We start from the raw sequence: 13,795 nt of genomic DNA, 5'->3' as shown, positions 1-13,795 counted from the left end.
GTCAAAAAACTTGATCTGCCCGTTAAAAACTCTTCATTCGTAAAACTGTTTCATAGTAGGCCTGACCAGCTCTACGTAACCCTTATCGATTTTTTCCATTTCCAAGAAAGCTTCATCTTCAATGGCCTTAATCAGAGTCATAAAGTGTTTTCTTGACAATCTTTCACTCCAGACATTCAGATAACTTAAAGAAAGCGGCGAGTTGTAAAGATCGTTAAATATCGCACAGATCGCGTCAGGAACGTCTTTCATAATATTTTTTATGTATTTGTCCCACTCGGATGATGAATACTCCCATCGCTCATGAATTTCTTCCCAAGCAAGATCTGTTTCTGTGTCTAAAGGCACTTCCATAAGCTGAGCCTGAATGACTGCCTCGATTAATTCGTCAGAAATTTCAATCTGGAAGTCATCGGTATTCAACCAATATGTTCTGGCAGACACACTCTTTATAAGTTGAATAGAATTGGCGCTCTGGCTTAGTGCTCGCTGGCTAGCAATTGAGTCAAGCTCAGCAAATCTTCCAGAAATTGAATCGCTAAGCTTTGAGAGCTTTTGGACAAAATCGTTTTTTGTCTTATTTATTCTTTCCTCTCTAAAATCTGCATCGTAGTAATAGTCAGCATCTCCATTCATTAACTCCAGAGTCGCCGCTCTGGCGATATTTTTTATACCATCAAGATTATCAGCAAAACGGTCCCCTAAGAGCTTTGCTGAAAAGCAGTCGGTGCTCGCAATAAAAATAATATGATCAAAATTCATTTATCGGCCCGCTGGAGCTATGGGATCTTTGTAAGATTGGCGCATGCCGTACAGCCTGAACAACAGGAAAAGTGCACGTTCACAGACGTAGCGAACGGTGCGACCTGGTTCTCCGTCGCTTTGTGTCGGGCGGCGTTCAAAGGTAAGCTTGTCGCCGTCCCAGCGCAACCGGCAAGTTTCGCCTCATATTGCTACTACGCTGTTCCCTGCCTAGCGATCTTTAAATTCATTTAAATTCAAAATACTCAATCATCATTCTCATTGGCATCGTCATATCCACTTTCAAGAATCCCAGCACCTCAAAAAACCATGAAAGATTATCTCCCATTACAGAAACATCATCTTCATCATTTGACAGCAGGCAGATAGCTAGCCGCGCCAGTAATACGTCCCTGTCTTGAAAGCCTCGTATTGCGACTTTCTCATCGATTTTTGCCCACCAAACCGCAGCCTCAGCCTTACAGGTTTCAATGGGTATCCTGCCATCCACATAGCCCTTAGCAAGACGCAAAGGATCATTCTCGCAATCAGAGAATTTGATATCCTATGCATCCACAGCTTTTACCAAAAATCCGATCTACTGCTTAAGCGCGACGGAATTATCTGCTGGACGAATAATCGAGCCGACGTTACATCTCTTAAAATCAATTGAATTCATCCCAGTTTTATTCACCCATAGCGCTTTAAGGTATAAGACTTCGGAAGCTCGACCTGCCAACCCTATTATCCACCTCTTTGGGTACGGCAAAGACCCTAACAATTTCCTCATCACATGCGGGGTCATAAAATCTACTTTCATAAAAATCGAAGATAGCTTCGCCACCTATTTTATGAAATTTATTTATCACCTCTTTCACTTCTTTCGACACGGTTATTGCGCTTTTTTCTTTTATCTTATCGATAAATCCAACTGAAGCCGCCCCGGGATAAACAAAAATATTGGGGACAATAACCTCCCGCTCATCTATTCCATAAAAATCCGTAAAAGTGATGGCATAGAAACTACACTTATCCGTTTCGCGCATTATCTTTATCAGATTCATCAAAAAGATAGCACCCCCCCGCCAGCACTTCCGAAACCTTATCGTTGCTCATCTCTCTTTTTAGAAAATCCAACCGCTTGTATCTAGACACAAGCGGTATCTCTTCGAAGCCCTCGTAACTTTCAAAGAATACACCCATATCTTTATAGGGTTCTTTGCTTATAATTTTTCTATAAATTTCAGCCAGCATCATTTAAAGATTGCTCATCCGGGATAGTTCAACCACTCCAAGTCTGATCAAAGTCTTCGATAGGCGCCCGGTCGCTATGACGTATTGATACCGAGTCAGGGTGGCCATTCATTACCGTGCTAGACATTGAACTTTTGGTAATATCTCTCAAAGATTCAAAAAACCCGGTCTATCCACGAACAATTCAAGCTTTCGAATAAGGCAAACCACGCTTAAAAAACCTTCAGAAACGTGGTCTGTCCCAGAGCAGTTTTCATCAACTCGTGCACAGGTGATTTTCTTCAGAGACCGGTTTAGGGCTAAATCGCATGACGACGCTCCCATTTCTCACTGCTAGCGCGCCAAACGCTAACCCCATCAATTTTTGGTTCATCACGCTCTACGATCACGGTGTATCGATAACGTTGTTTCAGCCCTTTTTTTCTGACTGCCTGAATATTCGTTTCCTTATCTAGCTGTTCTTCGGTATCAGTCAAAATGGTCTGTTCATACTCCGGAGGCTGTCCAGTACCTAATGTATCGAGCCTTGCTGATCCAAGGGCAATTGAAGCTTTCACACTCAGATTTTCAGAGAATATCGCTTCCAACCTTGATTTTGCCGCTTCATTCGCCTTAGTCCGATACCCCGAATCCGTCTTATATGCGTCGCATCGCTTCTCGGCATGAAATCCCACCTCCCACTCATGCATCTGCGAAAGAAAATTTTGTAATCGCTCACTAGGTGACATAAAACGCTCCTATCAACAATCGCACGAACAAGGGTTGTGGAATAGCCGACTTTCAGTATTCCCGTCAACTCTCGCCTGGTACAGAACAGAATGAGGTCGAGTGGCACCTTCATCGTACTGAGGGGTGACACGTACTATTACGTTACTACCGCCTTTAACAGCTTCGGCAATATCTCCCTCAAAGTCACGGAACTCACCACGGTTAACACTAGGGGCTTGAGGAAAAATGTTCCCCTTACCACCGCTTCCACCCAGTCGATTTCCGATGGCATGGCCAGCGTCGTCCGTATTACAGCCCAAGTTACGCGCAAACCCCCGTGAACTGGTGTTGGTATTTGTCCCAGTTCCCAAATCTTCCGGTCGAATTTTCGCGGTTACGCTCTTCAGCGATCCGTTCTCATTGTGACGATATTTTGTTATCGGGTTTGAGCCCCAAAGGCCCAATGGATCCACCCACTCAACCGGATTCGCTGCATAGGCATAAAGGTTAATGCCTCCGGTATAACTTATCGGATCTTTGCTTATGAACCGACCAACCCCCGGATCATAGTACCGATACCGGTTGTAATGCAGCCCTGTCTCATGATCGTGATACTGCCCTTGGAATCTGATCGGGTTCACCACCCCATGCTGCCGCGCCCATTCCGAACGCTGTTCCGTCACCTGCCCCCACGCCTTGTACTGCGCGGTCCACGCCATGTTGCCTTGTGAATCAGTCAGCTCTTGCGGGGTGCCGAGGTGATCACACTGGTACCAGGCCAACGCGTCAAACGGTAATGCTGTGGCCTTGTGATTCCACAACGGGTCCTCGTCCAGACTGTACTCACCGCTGTAATCCGGCAGCCCAATCAGATCGATTGGCGCGTGCCGTACAGCCTGTGCAACAGGGACAAAAGTCCCCGGTTCGAAGACGTAGTGCACCGTGCGGCCGGGCTCGCCATCGCTTTGCGCTGGACTGTTTTCCCAGGCGAGGTTGTCGCCATCCCAACCGTACAAGGTGAAGCCGCAACCCAGCTCGCGCTGTTTGCGCGCGTGTTCGTTTCTGTTCCAGAGAGAGCCTGCTTCAGGACGCTGTTTGTAATGCGCGCGGGAGTTTTTGTGCAGGCGGCGTCCCAATGCGTCGTAGGCGAAGTCAACGCTCAGACGCGGGTCTTCGAAATGCACCAGTCGATCAAACAGATCCCAGCGCAAGTCGCTGCGTTGGCCGTTGTGCCAGCGCTGGATCTGGTTGCCGCGTTCGTCGTAGTCGTAGTGGGTGCCGGCGTATTCGCGCAGCAGGTTGTCGACCAGTTTGCTGCGCGGTGGTGTCAGGTCCAGTGGGCGGCGAATTTCTGTCGCTTTGTCGTCAAGCAGGTTGCCGGCCGGGTCGAAGGCGAAGGTTTCCACGCCTTGACGTGTGGTGGCGCTGAGCAGTCGGCCGACCGGATCGTAACGATAGGCGAGCGGGCCACGACGGCTGTCGTTGATGTCGGTCAGTTGGCCGGCGGCGTCGTAGCTGTATTCGCGTTTGAGCAGTGTGGATTTGTCGTCGCTGCGTCCCAGCAGTTGTTCTTGCAAACGGCCGGCCGGGTCCCAGCTTTGGGTTTGCAGCAGGTGGTTGCCTTGATGGCGGGCGACTTCGCGGTGCAGGTCGTCGCGTTCGTAGCCGATCAGTTCGTGTTCGTCGAGGCGCAGGCCGAGCAAATGGCCGCTGCCGTAAGTCAACCAGCTGACGCGGTGGCCGTCGGGGCGCACGCTGGCGATTCGTTGGTTGAGCACGTCGTACTCGTGCTGCCAGATCGCGACGGTGGGTTTTTCCAGGCCGAGATAATGCTGGTGTTCGCGCAGCAGATTACCGGCCGGGTCGTGAAACCATTGCAGGCGGCTGTCGGCGTTGTCGGCCAGCACCAGGTTACCGTTGCCGTCGTAGGCAAAGATTTCGCTTTGCGACTGCTCGCCCAGGGTGGCGCGACGTTCGGTCAAACGGCCCATCGAGTCGAAGCTCACCGAGATCACACGGTTGCCATTGATCGATTGGGCAAGGCGACCGGTTTGCGCATCGTATTGATAGCGTGTGGTGCGGCCGTCGAAGCCGCTTTCTTCCAACACGCGTCCGACCGGATCGTAATGGAAATGCGCGCGTTGTTCGTTTTCGTTTTCCAGCGCCAATAGCTGACCCAGGCGGTCCCAGCGATAGCGCAGGGTTTGCTCGGCAGCGTCCACGCGTTCGGCGATCAAACCGGCAGCGGTATAACTCCAAGTGGTGCAGCGATCCAGACCATCGACATGCGCCAACAATCGACCTTCGGCATCGCGCTCAAAGCGCTCCTCGGTCTTGTCCGGGTGCTTGATCAGCACCAGTTGGCCAGCCTTGTATTCGTACTCGGTGGTGTTTCCGGCGGCGTCGGTGAAGCAGATCATCTGCCCCAGTTCGTTGTACTCCCAGGCGCTGGTTTTGCCCGAGCAATCGACGTACTCGACCAGTTGCCCGGCGTCGTTGTAGTCCAACGTTTTTTCGTTGCCGTTGGCGTCCTTGATCGCGGTGGGCTGGCCGGATTTGTTGTAGGCGTATTCGGTTTTGTTGCCGAGCGGATCGAGCGCTTCGACCAGATTGCCTTGGTCGTCATAGGCGCGTTGCCACTGACCGCCCTCGGCATCGCTGATCTTGATCAGCAGGTCCTGATCGTCGTAGGCGTAATGCATCACCGTGTGATCGGCGCGGATGTGTTCGAGCAGGTTGCTGCGTTCATCGTAGCTGTAGCGATCGGTGCTGCCGTCGGCATTGACGCGGCGCACGATGTTCTTCGCCTCGTCGCGGAAGAACCATTCCGAACGTTCATCGGCGTAACGGATGCGGTAGGTGTAGCCAAGGATGTCGTAGTAGTGCCAGGTCTCGTTGCCGAGCGCGTCGGTGACGTAGGTCAGACGAATGTTTTCGTCCCATTCCAGACGCGTGTCGAAACTGCCGTCGTCGGCCCATTCGCGCACGGCTTTGGCCTTGGCGCTTGAACCGTCCCACTGCAGGTTCATGCCGCGGCCGGTGCGGTCGGTGTAGCGGGTGATCAGGTGATGCTCGAACTGATACGACCAGACTGCACCGTTCTCGTCTTGTGCCTGAATCAGGTCGCCATAGGCATCGTACTGATAGGCACAGAGCTGGCGCAGTGGAGCGCCGTCAACGATCTGCCAGAGACCGATAAACCGGCCGTGCTCGTCGATCATCGTGCCGAGGTGCAAATGGACTTTGGTGAAGTCGTTTTCCTGATAGGTGATCAGGTCGGAGAGCAGCGAGTGTTCGCCGTGACGGTGCTCGTAATGCAGCATGATCCCGGCGCCGTTGCGCAGCGAAATGTTGCTCAGCACATAGCGCTGGCCACGGCGGACGTAGGTTTCCTTGCGCTCGAAACCACGGCACAGCAGCAGTTGATCTTCGCTGTTGCGGACCAGGGTGATGTCTTCGATGGCGTCGTAGTGGAACAGGCCGACCTTAGGCAACGGATAGCTGTGATCGCGGCCATCGGCGCCATAGAACATCAGGCCATCGTCAACGCAGTCAAAGCGTGTGGTGAACTCAGAAATCCAGCGAGCGCCGAGTTCGCTGTGATCGTAGGCATCGAGGCGTGAGTTGTATATGCGCGTCCACTCGACAGGGAAAGGCCCCGGCAAGCTGAAATCAGTATGACTGAGTCTTTCAGAACCCAAGGCAAAACTGATGCTGTTGCATGTGCCCGTGCAGGCGCCGTTTTTCTTCGGCTCGGGCGCGCCTTTCGCAGGAGCCTGTTGACCACTGGATCCCAATTGACCATCGGACGCCGTGTGCTTTGCCTGTCCAGTCTTGTCTGGATGGACCGCGGCGCTCTGACCATGGGCATTGCGCTTGCGCCACAGGGTGACGGCGCTGGAGAGGATCAGTAGCAACCAGCCAATGGAGTTCTGCACCGACTCATCGTCGAGTTTGCTCAGTTGGGTACGCAGCTCCGGGCCCATTACCCGCAGTTTTTTGGTTTCTTCAGAGACGTTTTTCTTGAAGTCATCGGGCACCAGATTTTGCGCCACGCTGTTGGCAAGGCCCTTGCCAGCCGCTTTATAAACACTCGCGGCAGCCCCGAACACATTGCTGAATGAGGCCAGCGGATCATTCTTGAATTGATCGACTGCTGCGCTCGCTTGGGCGCTGGCTGCATTCAGATCACCTTTGGCATCCAGATTGCCGAAAGCGACCGCCTCGATGCCTGTGGCAATCTCATTTATGACCTCTTCGCCGAGCTTGCCAGCGTCCGCAAGAATCCCGGGCAACTTGCCTTTGGCCTGTTCAACAAAATCATCCAGCGTGCCGATAATCGAGGCGTTCAGGTGCCCGATCAGCACCTCGATCACGGATGCACTGAGCAGCATTTTGCTGGTGGCCTTCATCTCTTGGCGTACCAGAAACAAAGTCGGGCGCAGGGTCATGCGCGCCGCCGCCATGGCCGGCGGTAATGGCAATACACCGATCAGATTGATGCCCAGGCTGGCCCACGCCAGCAGGTCGCGCTTCTGGGCATTCGACAGGGTGACGATGTCACCCAGCGCATCGACCAACGCCATGATGTTGCCCACCACGGGTAAGGCGCCGGCGACGTTCTTGATCCGATCAAGGGTGACCACGCCATCCGTGGCTGATTGCAACCAGGCATCGAAGGTCGCTGCGCTGCTGGCAACGTCCTGGATGTCAATGGCGTTCAGTGGAACGATGGCAACTTGAGGTTCACGTTTTACGATTTCAGTGGTCATGACAGCATCTCACCCGCCAACAGGCCCGGGGTTTTCAAGGAAGGTTTTGGAAGCGTTGGTGCCGGAAGCGTGGGTAACTGGCCGCCCTTGCTCGCCGCCCCAAGAATCCCCGACGCACTCGGCACGGCCGCACTCGCCAGCTTCGGCAACCCGGCCACCCCGCCCTGCACCACACCTTTCACTTGCTGCGCTGTTTGCATCGCACCTTGCGCCGTCTGCATCGCACTCATCCCTGTTTGCGCCATGTCCTTGCCCTTCTCCAACAGGTCCCAATTCTTGCTAGGTAATACCTGCGCGACCATCGCCTGCACCTGACTCGGTACTTCTTCGGCCCCCGGTGGATTCAACGGCCACTCCGGTTTGCCGATGTAACTGCCATCGCTCCAGGTATCCGCCGGATCCTTGCCGAACAGCACCCGCGCAGGCCCCGGTGCAGCACCGGCGACGCTGGCGAAACCCTTGCCGTCGAGCTTGCCCTTGATGCTTTTGCCCAGGGCATCGATGACTTCGTAATCGCCTTCCTTGATGCCTTGGCGCCCGGCGTATTGGTTGAACAATTCCAGGTTGCCCTTGCCCGGTTTCGGCGGCTCCGGGAATACCCCGGCGAGACTTTTCGCGCCGGTGTAGGCGAAGTTCGCCGCGTGCGCGGTGTACGGGCCGCTGGTGGCGTGGGTGATGCCGCCGGCGTTGTAGGTGGTGGCGCTGCCACCGCCCTGAATCACCAGTTCGGTCTTGGCGGTGATGGTGATGCGGTCGGCATTGGCGGTGATGTTGAGTTTGGCCAGCAGGTTGATGCTGTCCTTCAGCGCGCGCACGTCGATGTCGCCGGACGCCGCGACCAGACGCCAGCCCATGCTCTGCACGAACAGGCGCATGCCACGGCTGGCACTGGCGAGCAGGCGTTTGCCGATCGACAGGCTGGTGTGGCCGGTACTGCTCAGCGCCAGGTGTTCGCCGGTGGCAATGTGGCTGGAGCGTGGCGTGGTCAGGGCGATGCCGGCCGGGCTGGCGAGAACCAGATGCGGCTCGGTGAATTCGGGGAATTCGTTGGCGGTGAGATTGGCCGGCCCCGAGCCAAGCACGCCTTGATGCTGGGCGTGCAGCGCTTTGGCGACGTCGTCCTGATCGCCGGCTTCCTGGGCCTGAAGCTCTTTGGCTTGCACGGCAAAACCGTCTTGCTGATCGCTGGCCGTGGCGAGGCGTTCAGCGGTTTCCGGCAGATCCTTGTGGTGCTTGGATTCGTTCGGCCGTGGCTCGGTAGTGATCAGCAGACCGGCACCCGCACGTACCGCACCGTGGCGATCGGTTCTTAACTCAAACCCTTCGCCACGCGGCTGACCGCCGCTCGGGCGCGGATGGGTCAGGTAACCGAGGTTGATCGCACTCGCGCCGTGGTCACTGCGCAGCGCAATGCTGATCTCGCTGGTGGTGTCGTCGATGCGCAGTTCGTTGGCGCGGCTGCCCTTGTATTCCTTGCTCTTGACCGTGGCCAGGGTCTTGAAATCCGGCAGTTTGTACGGCGGCAGATTGGCGCCGTGGTACAGGCAACCGGTGATCAGCGGCTGATCGGGATCGCCTTCCAGAAAGGTGATCAACACCTCCATGCCGACCCGTGGAATATTGATCGAGCCAAAGGTTTCGGCCGCCCAGCTCGACGCGACGCGCATCCAGCAACTGGTCATGTCGTCGTGCTTGCCTTCGCGGTCCCAGAAGAACTGGACTTTCACCCGGCCGTACTGGTCGCAGTAGATCTCTTCGCCTTCAGGGCCGCAGACCACCGCACTTTGCGTGCCGAGGACTTTCGGTTTCGGATGATCGAGCGGCGGACGATAAGGCACGTCCCACGGAATCGCGCTGAAGCGGTTGCGATAGCCCTGGTGGAAATCGTCCTTGTTGTCGGTGGTGTCGCTGGTCACCGACTCTTCCAGCACTTGCGGCTGTTTGCCTTCGTGGAAGATCTCGGTGAGCAGCCACAGGTCGTTCCACGTCGGGTTGGCGTGTTCGGTCAGGGCGAGGAAATGCCCGCTGACCAGGATCGGCTGATCGCTGTTGCCCTCGGCCAGTCGATAGTCGCTGCGATGGCGCTCCAAGGCGCGATTGGCCAGGTGTTTGCCGCGCTCGCGATCAACGAAACGGCCCGGGTAATCGTAGTCTTCGAGGTCTGGCTGAGCCGAACTCTTGGCGTCGCTTTCCAGCTCGATCTTCGGTTTGACGAAGTCGTAATCGCGGCGCGTGGTGCGGCTGGTGCGGGTGACCAGACGCAGGCCGAAGCGCTTGACCACCGGTTTGTCAGCGACCAGTCCGGAGTCTTGCTGATAGGCCACTGGCGCGAGTTTCGGGAACACCGTTTGGTCATCGCCGAAGGTCAGTTTGTGGCCGCTGGACGTGTGCTGGAAGTGGTAGTGAATGCCCTCTTCTTCACACAGGCGCTGGATGAAATCCAGATCCGATTCGTCGTACTGCACGCAGTAGATGCGCTCGGGGTAAATCGCGCTGAGTTGGAAGTGGTAATCGCTGGCGAGGATGCCGTGTTCTTCCAGCACTTGGCTGATGATCTGCTGCACGGTCATCTGCTGGAAAATGCGCTGGTTGACCCGGTGCGCGAGGTACGCCAGTTGCGGGCGCAGGGAAATCTTGTAGCGCGTCAGGCGCTTGCCCGCCTCGCCCTGGGCGATGCTGTAGACCAGCCCGTGAATGCCAGTGCCGGTTGGCGACAGCTGAAGAAATGCCAGTTTGTGCAGCACGCTTTCGAGGTTGATCGAGGCCTTTTCACTGACCAGTTCCAGCTCGAATTCGAACGGCGTGTTGAGGGCCTCACGACCGGTAAACGACAGCACTTGGAAATCGCTGTCGACGCCATCGACGGTCAGATTGAAATGAGGCTGGTTGGCCGGTGAGAACATCCCTTGTTCCTCGCGCAGTGCTGCGATGCGCAACAGCCCGCTGTGGGGCTATTGGCAAAAATTCTTTAGAAGTGAGTGCGCCCCAACCGGTCATGCCGGTCGGGGCGGTACAACCATCAGCCGTAATTAAACGACTGGAGCACGCCAGTCATCGGAACCCGAAGTACCGGATACTTCGTGGGTCCAGGTGATTTTACGGTAGGTGAACTGCACTTCTTCCAGGTGGGTGAAGTGCGAGTTGCCTGGATCCTGGCAGTTGTGCATTTTGTTGTTGATGGCGACGATGATCGCGTCTTCCAGTTTGGTGGTGTAGTAGTGCTCTTGGGTGCCTTGAGCAGAAGTACGGAACCACTGGATAACGATTTCGCTCATGCGCTCGCCGGAGGTCAGAGCAGCTTGCAGCAGAGGCGAAGCCTTGTCGTAGACCTTGGTGATCACAACTGGCTTGTGCACGCGCTGACCGGTTGGCTGACCGGATTGTGGGTCACGCGGGATGATCACGTCGTGGGTGAAAGCCTGAACCATGACCTGGTCTTCGTGGCCTTCCTGGTAGGTGTTGCCTACGGAGTCGGCGGTGAACGCGCCGGCAGTGATCAGGCCTTGTTTTTCGCCAGTGACGGACATGTACGCTGGTGTTGCCATGGGGATGCTCTCCTTGCTTGAAAGACATACCTCTCAGGCACCATTGCCTGAAAGGATGGCCATGCGCCATCAACGTTCATACCAGCTTTTATGCAACCCATACAGATCAAGGCTTTGCGGCCATCGATTCACTTTTCTTGACACTAAACCGATGAAAAACCAAGAGAAGTGCGCAACTTCTTGCGCAGTGGTGTGCAAGAAGTTGCGCACTTGGCTGGAGGCCAATAACGACGTGGGCTACAGGGCATTCACCCGAGAAAAAAAGAAAGTCACTGCGCAACTTCTTGCGCACTTCAAAAAATGAGCTGCGTTGAAAAACCTTCAGTGCCCAACCACGGCCGCCGCTTCCGCCCCACGCGGCCCAGCTCTGAACCCATGCGCTCGAGCACTCCAGGCAATCACAAAACCCACCGCCACCAACACCGCCATCGCCCATGGGAAAGCGGCAACACCCCATCGATCCAGCAGCACCCCGCCGACCACGCCGCTGCCCGCAATCGCGCTATTCCACGCCACCACATTCAACGACAACGCCACGTCCGCGCCATCCCCCGCCGCATCCGCCAGAGCCGTCTGCAACAGCGTCGCCGCACCGCCAAAACTCAATCCCCACACCAACACGCCCAGATAAATCACCTCCGGCACCCGTCCGTAAAAGCCGAACCCTACGCACACCAGTGCAAACGTGGCCAGACTCACCAGAACGGTCTTGCGCAACAGCGGCTCAACCAATTTGGCCGTCAGCCAGATCCCCGCCAACGCTGCGAGACCAAACACCAACAACACCAGATCTACACGATCCACCAACCCCGCCGGAGCCACAAACGGCGCGATGTAGGTGTAGAGAATGTTGTGCGCCAGCATCCAGCTGATCACCACCGCCAGCACCGGCCGCACACCCGGCGTGGTCAACACGCGGCGCAACGACAGACGCTGATGCGCAGGCTGTGGTGGATAATCCGGCACTTTCACCAACACCCAAACGATCAGCATCAAAGTCAGGGCCGACATCAACCCGAACGTCGTGCGCCAACCGACCAGCCCTCCCAGCCAAGTGCCGAGCGGCACGCCCAGTGACAAGGCAATCGGCGTACCGACCATGGCCAGTGCCAGCGCTTTGCCCTGTTGATCCGGCTCGACCATCCGCCGCGCATAACCAGCCAACAGACTCCACGCCAAGCCTGCCGCCACTCCGGCGAAGAAACGCGCCACCAGCGTCACACCATAGTGCGACGACAGCGCCGTGATCGAGTTGAACAGCAGAAAACCAACGATGGTCAGCAACAACACATTGCGCCGACGCCAGCCGCGCGTGGCGATGGTCATCGGAATCACCGCCAGCACCGAGCCCAGCGCATACGCGGTGACCATCTGCCCGGCCATCGAAGGCGAAATCGCCAAGCCGTCGCTGATCAGCGGCAACAGCCCGGCGGGCAAGGTTTCGGTGACGATGCAGATAAAACCGGTCATGGCCAGCGCCAGCAAGGCGCCAATGGGCAGGCTTTTCGGCGCTGCCGATAGAGTCATTGAGGGTGTCACGGGAAACTCCTTGAGTTTGGAAATTCAGACTTGCGTACCGATCGATATAAAATACTGGCGGCAGCCGAGGCCCGTTGTCAACGACTTATGTATCGACTAGTATCCAAATCACTTTCCGAGGAGTTTCAGCTATGGCCAGAACCGGCCGCCCCCGCGCATTCGATCGCGACGACGCCGTCGACCAGGCCATGCAATTGTTCTGGCAACACGGCTACGATTCGACGTCCCTTTCACTGTTGAAGGCTGAACTGGGCGGCGGCATCTCCGCCCCCAGCTTCTACGCCGCGTTCGGCTCCAAAGAAGCCCTGTTCGACGAATGCGTGCAGCGTTACCTCGCGACCTTCGCCCAAGTCACCGAATGCCTGTGGGACGAAAGCCTGCCGCCACGCCAAGCCATCGAAACCGCGCTGCGCCAGTCGGCCCGCATGCAATGCGACGACGGCCACCCCAAAGGTTGCATGGTCACCCTCGGCGTCATGAGCGCCCCGAGCCGGGAAAACGCCCACGTCGCTCAAGCCCTCACCCACTCCCGCGCCCGAACCCGCGCAGGGATTGTGGCGTGTGTCGAGCGTGGTGTGAGTGAAGGGTTGTTAGCGGACGACACGAACGCAGCTGCCATGGCGACGGTGTTCGACAGTTTCCTGCAGGGGATTTCCATCCTTGCTCGGGATGACACGCCGATTGAGAGCATTGATGCGGCGATTACGCAGGTGATGCGGACATGGGATGTGGCGGCGGTGAGTCAGACTTAATTGGGTTTTGCGGTGATTGAAAGGCTCGCGTAGCTAAAAACCGGACGGTTACGCGACCACCTCAACATAATTCGACTCCCCACCACCCTCGGCCCCCGACAACCACCCCCACACAAACCGCAACGTCGTCCGCCCCGCCTCATCAACTCCCACCACGCCCCGCGACCAACCCGCGCGGATCTCGCCATCGGTGGTGATGCATTGATAAAGCAGCTCGATACTGTCAGGCCCGGTCACCCGCCCGACCTGGTTACCCATGCGAATATGGCCACCCGCATAAGTCCCCCAAACCGCCGCGCCTTCGACGAAGTAGTGAAACACCGTGCGTGCATCGGACAAGCCCTGAGCGTTATTCGCCACGGAAAACCGACGGTTTTGCAAACGCTCGATGACTTGCGAAAAAGCAGATTCCATAAACCACACATCCTTAGTCGAGAAGATCCATTCCAGCCTTCGGGCATCCTAATCCATTACCTCCGCGCAG

General features: G+C 56.2%; 11 protein-coding genes. 1 reads left to right on the top strand and 10 read right to left on the bottom strand.

The window, feature by feature from the left end; genetic code table 11:
* Positions 1-33 precede the first annotated feature (33 nt).
* From PspR84_RS13375 to PspR84_RS13340, 9 genes are all read right to left on the bottom strand, one after another.
* A complete protein-coding gene (locus PspR84_RS13375) occupies positions 34-762 on the bottom strand; it encodes a hypothetical protein (protein ID WP_160057616.1) in 729 nt (242 codons plus the stop codon).
* A 226-nt stretch (positions 763-988) separates the two neighbouring features.
* Positions 989-1,273, bottom strand: coding sequence for a hypothetical protein (locus PspR84_RS13370; protein WP_238785270.1), 285 nt, complete (start codon positions 1,271-1,273; stop codon positions 989-991).
* Positions 1,274-1,445: 172 nt separating this feature from the next.
* Positions 1,446-1,787 carry a hypothetical protein gene (locus tag PspR84_RS29635; RefSeq protein ID WP_238785268.1) on the bottom strand — a complete coding sequence of 114 codons (342 nt, stop codon included), beginning with the start codon at positions 1,785-1,787 and terminating at the stop codon, positions 1,446-1,448.
* Positions 1,771-1,998, bottom strand: coding sequence for an Imm15 family immunity protein (locus PspR84_RS29630; RefSeq protein ID WP_238785266.1), 228 nt, complete (start codon positions 1,996-1,998; stop codon positions 1,771-1,773). Before PspR84_RS29630 ends, PspR84_RS29635 begins: the two co-directional genes overlap by 17 nt.
* A 296-nt stretch (positions 1,999-2,294) precedes the next feature.
* Positions 2,295-2,723, bottom strand: a complete 429-nt coding sequence (locus PspR84_RS13360) for an NTF2 fold immunity protein (RefSeq protein WP_102901682.1) — start codon at positions 2,721-2,723, stop codon at positions 2,295-2,297.
* A 12-nt stretch (positions 2,724-2,735) separates the two neighbouring features.
* Positions 2,736-7,475 (bottom strand): RHS repeat-associated core domain-containing protein, encoded by a 4,740-nt coding sequence (locus PspR84_RS13355; RefSeq protein ID WP_160057615.1) that lies wholly within the window; start codon positions 7,473-7,475, stop codon positions 2,736-2,738.
* Complete coding sequence (tssI, locus tag PspR84_RS13350) at positions 7,472-10,378, bottom strand: type VI secretion system tip protein TssI/VgrG (protein WP_160057614.1); 2,907 nt, start codon at positions 10,376-10,378, stop codon at positions 7,472-7,474. Before tssI ends, PspR84_RS13355 begins: the two co-directional genes overlap by 4 nt.
* Positions 10,379-10,504: 126 nt before the next feature.
* On the bottom strand, positions 10,505-11,020 hold the full coding sequence (locus tag PspR84_RS13345) for an Hcp family type VI secretion system effector (RefSeq protein ID WP_123593248.1): 516 nt from the start codon (positions 11,018-11,020) through the stop codon (positions 10,505-10,507).
* Between the two features lie 321 nt (positions 11,021-11,341).
* Positions 11,342-12,559 carry an MFS transporter gene (locus PspR84_RS13340; RefSeq protein ID WP_160057613.1) on the bottom strand — a complete coding sequence of 406 codons (1,218 nt, stop codon included), beginning with the start codon at positions 12,557-12,559 and terminating at the stop codon, positions 11,342-11,344.
* A gap of 131 nt (positions 12,560-12,690) precedes the next feature.
* On the opposite strand from PspR84_RS13340, the gene PspR84_RS13335 reads away from it, so the two are divergent.
* Positions 12,691-13,311 (top strand): TetR/AcrR family transcriptional regulator, encoded by a 621-nt coding sequence (locus PspR84_RS13335; RefSeq protein WP_160057612.1) that lies wholly within the window; start codon positions 12,691-12,693, stop codon positions 13,309-13,311.
* 48 nt (positions 13,312-13,359) lie between these two features.
* Here PspR84_RS13335 and PspR84_RS13330 read toward each other — a convergent pair whose 3' ends face one another.
* Positions 13,360-13,725: a hypothetical protein gene (locus tag PspR84_RS13330; protein WP_160057611.1), complete on the bottom strand. Its 366-nt coding sequence runs from the start codon at positions 13,723-13,725 to the stop codon at positions 13,360-13,362.
* Between the last annotated feature and the right edge of the window lie 70 nt (positions 13,726-13,795).

Source organism: Pseudomonas sp. R84 (assembly GCF_009834515.1).
Taxonomy (GTDB): Bacteria; Pseudomonadota; Gammaproteobacteria; order Pseudomonadales; family Pseudomonadaceae; genus Aquipseudomonas.
This window is presented reverse-complemented; position numbering and strand designations above follow the sequence as displayed.

Excerpts from the sequence above, each read along its gene's own strand:
- PspR84_RS13375 (WP_160057616.1), bottom strand. The coding sequence starts at position 762 with ATGAATTTTGATCATATTATTTTTATTGCGAGCACCGACTGCTTTTCA.
- PspR84_RS29635 (WP_238785268.1), bottom strand. The coding sequence starts at position 1,787 with ATGCGCGAAACGGATAAGTGTAGTTTCTATGCCATCACTTTTACGGAT.
- PspR84_RS29630 (WP_238785266.1), bottom strand. The coding sequence starts at position 1,998 with ATGATGCTGGCTGAAATTTATAGAAAAATTATAAGCAAAGAACCCTAT.
- PspR84_RS13360 (WP_102901682.1), bottom strand. The coding sequence starts at position 2,723 with ATGTCACCTAGTGAGCGATTACAAAATTTTCTTTCGCAGATGCATGAG.
- PspR84_RS13355 (WP_160057615.1), bottom strand. The coding sequence starts at position 7,475 with ATGACCACTGAAATCGTAAAACGTGAACCTCAAGTTGCCATCGTTCCA.
- tssI (WP_160057614.1), bottom strand. The coding sequence starts at position 10,378 with ATGTTCTCACCGGCCAACCAGCCTCATTTCAATCTGACCGTCGATGGC.
- PspR84_RS13345 (WP_123593248.1), bottom strand. The coding sequence starts at position 11,020 with ATGGCAACACCAGCGTACATGTCCGTCACTGGCGAAAAACAAGGCCTG.
- PspR84_RS13335 (WP_160057612.1), top strand. The coding sequence starts at position 12,691 with ATGGCCAGAACCGGCCGCCCCCGCGCATTCGATCGCGACGACGCCGTC.
- PspR84_RS13330 (WP_160057611.1), bottom strand. The coding sequence starts at position 13,725 with ATGGAATCTGCTTTTTCGCAAGTCATCGAGCGTTTGCAAAACCGTCGG.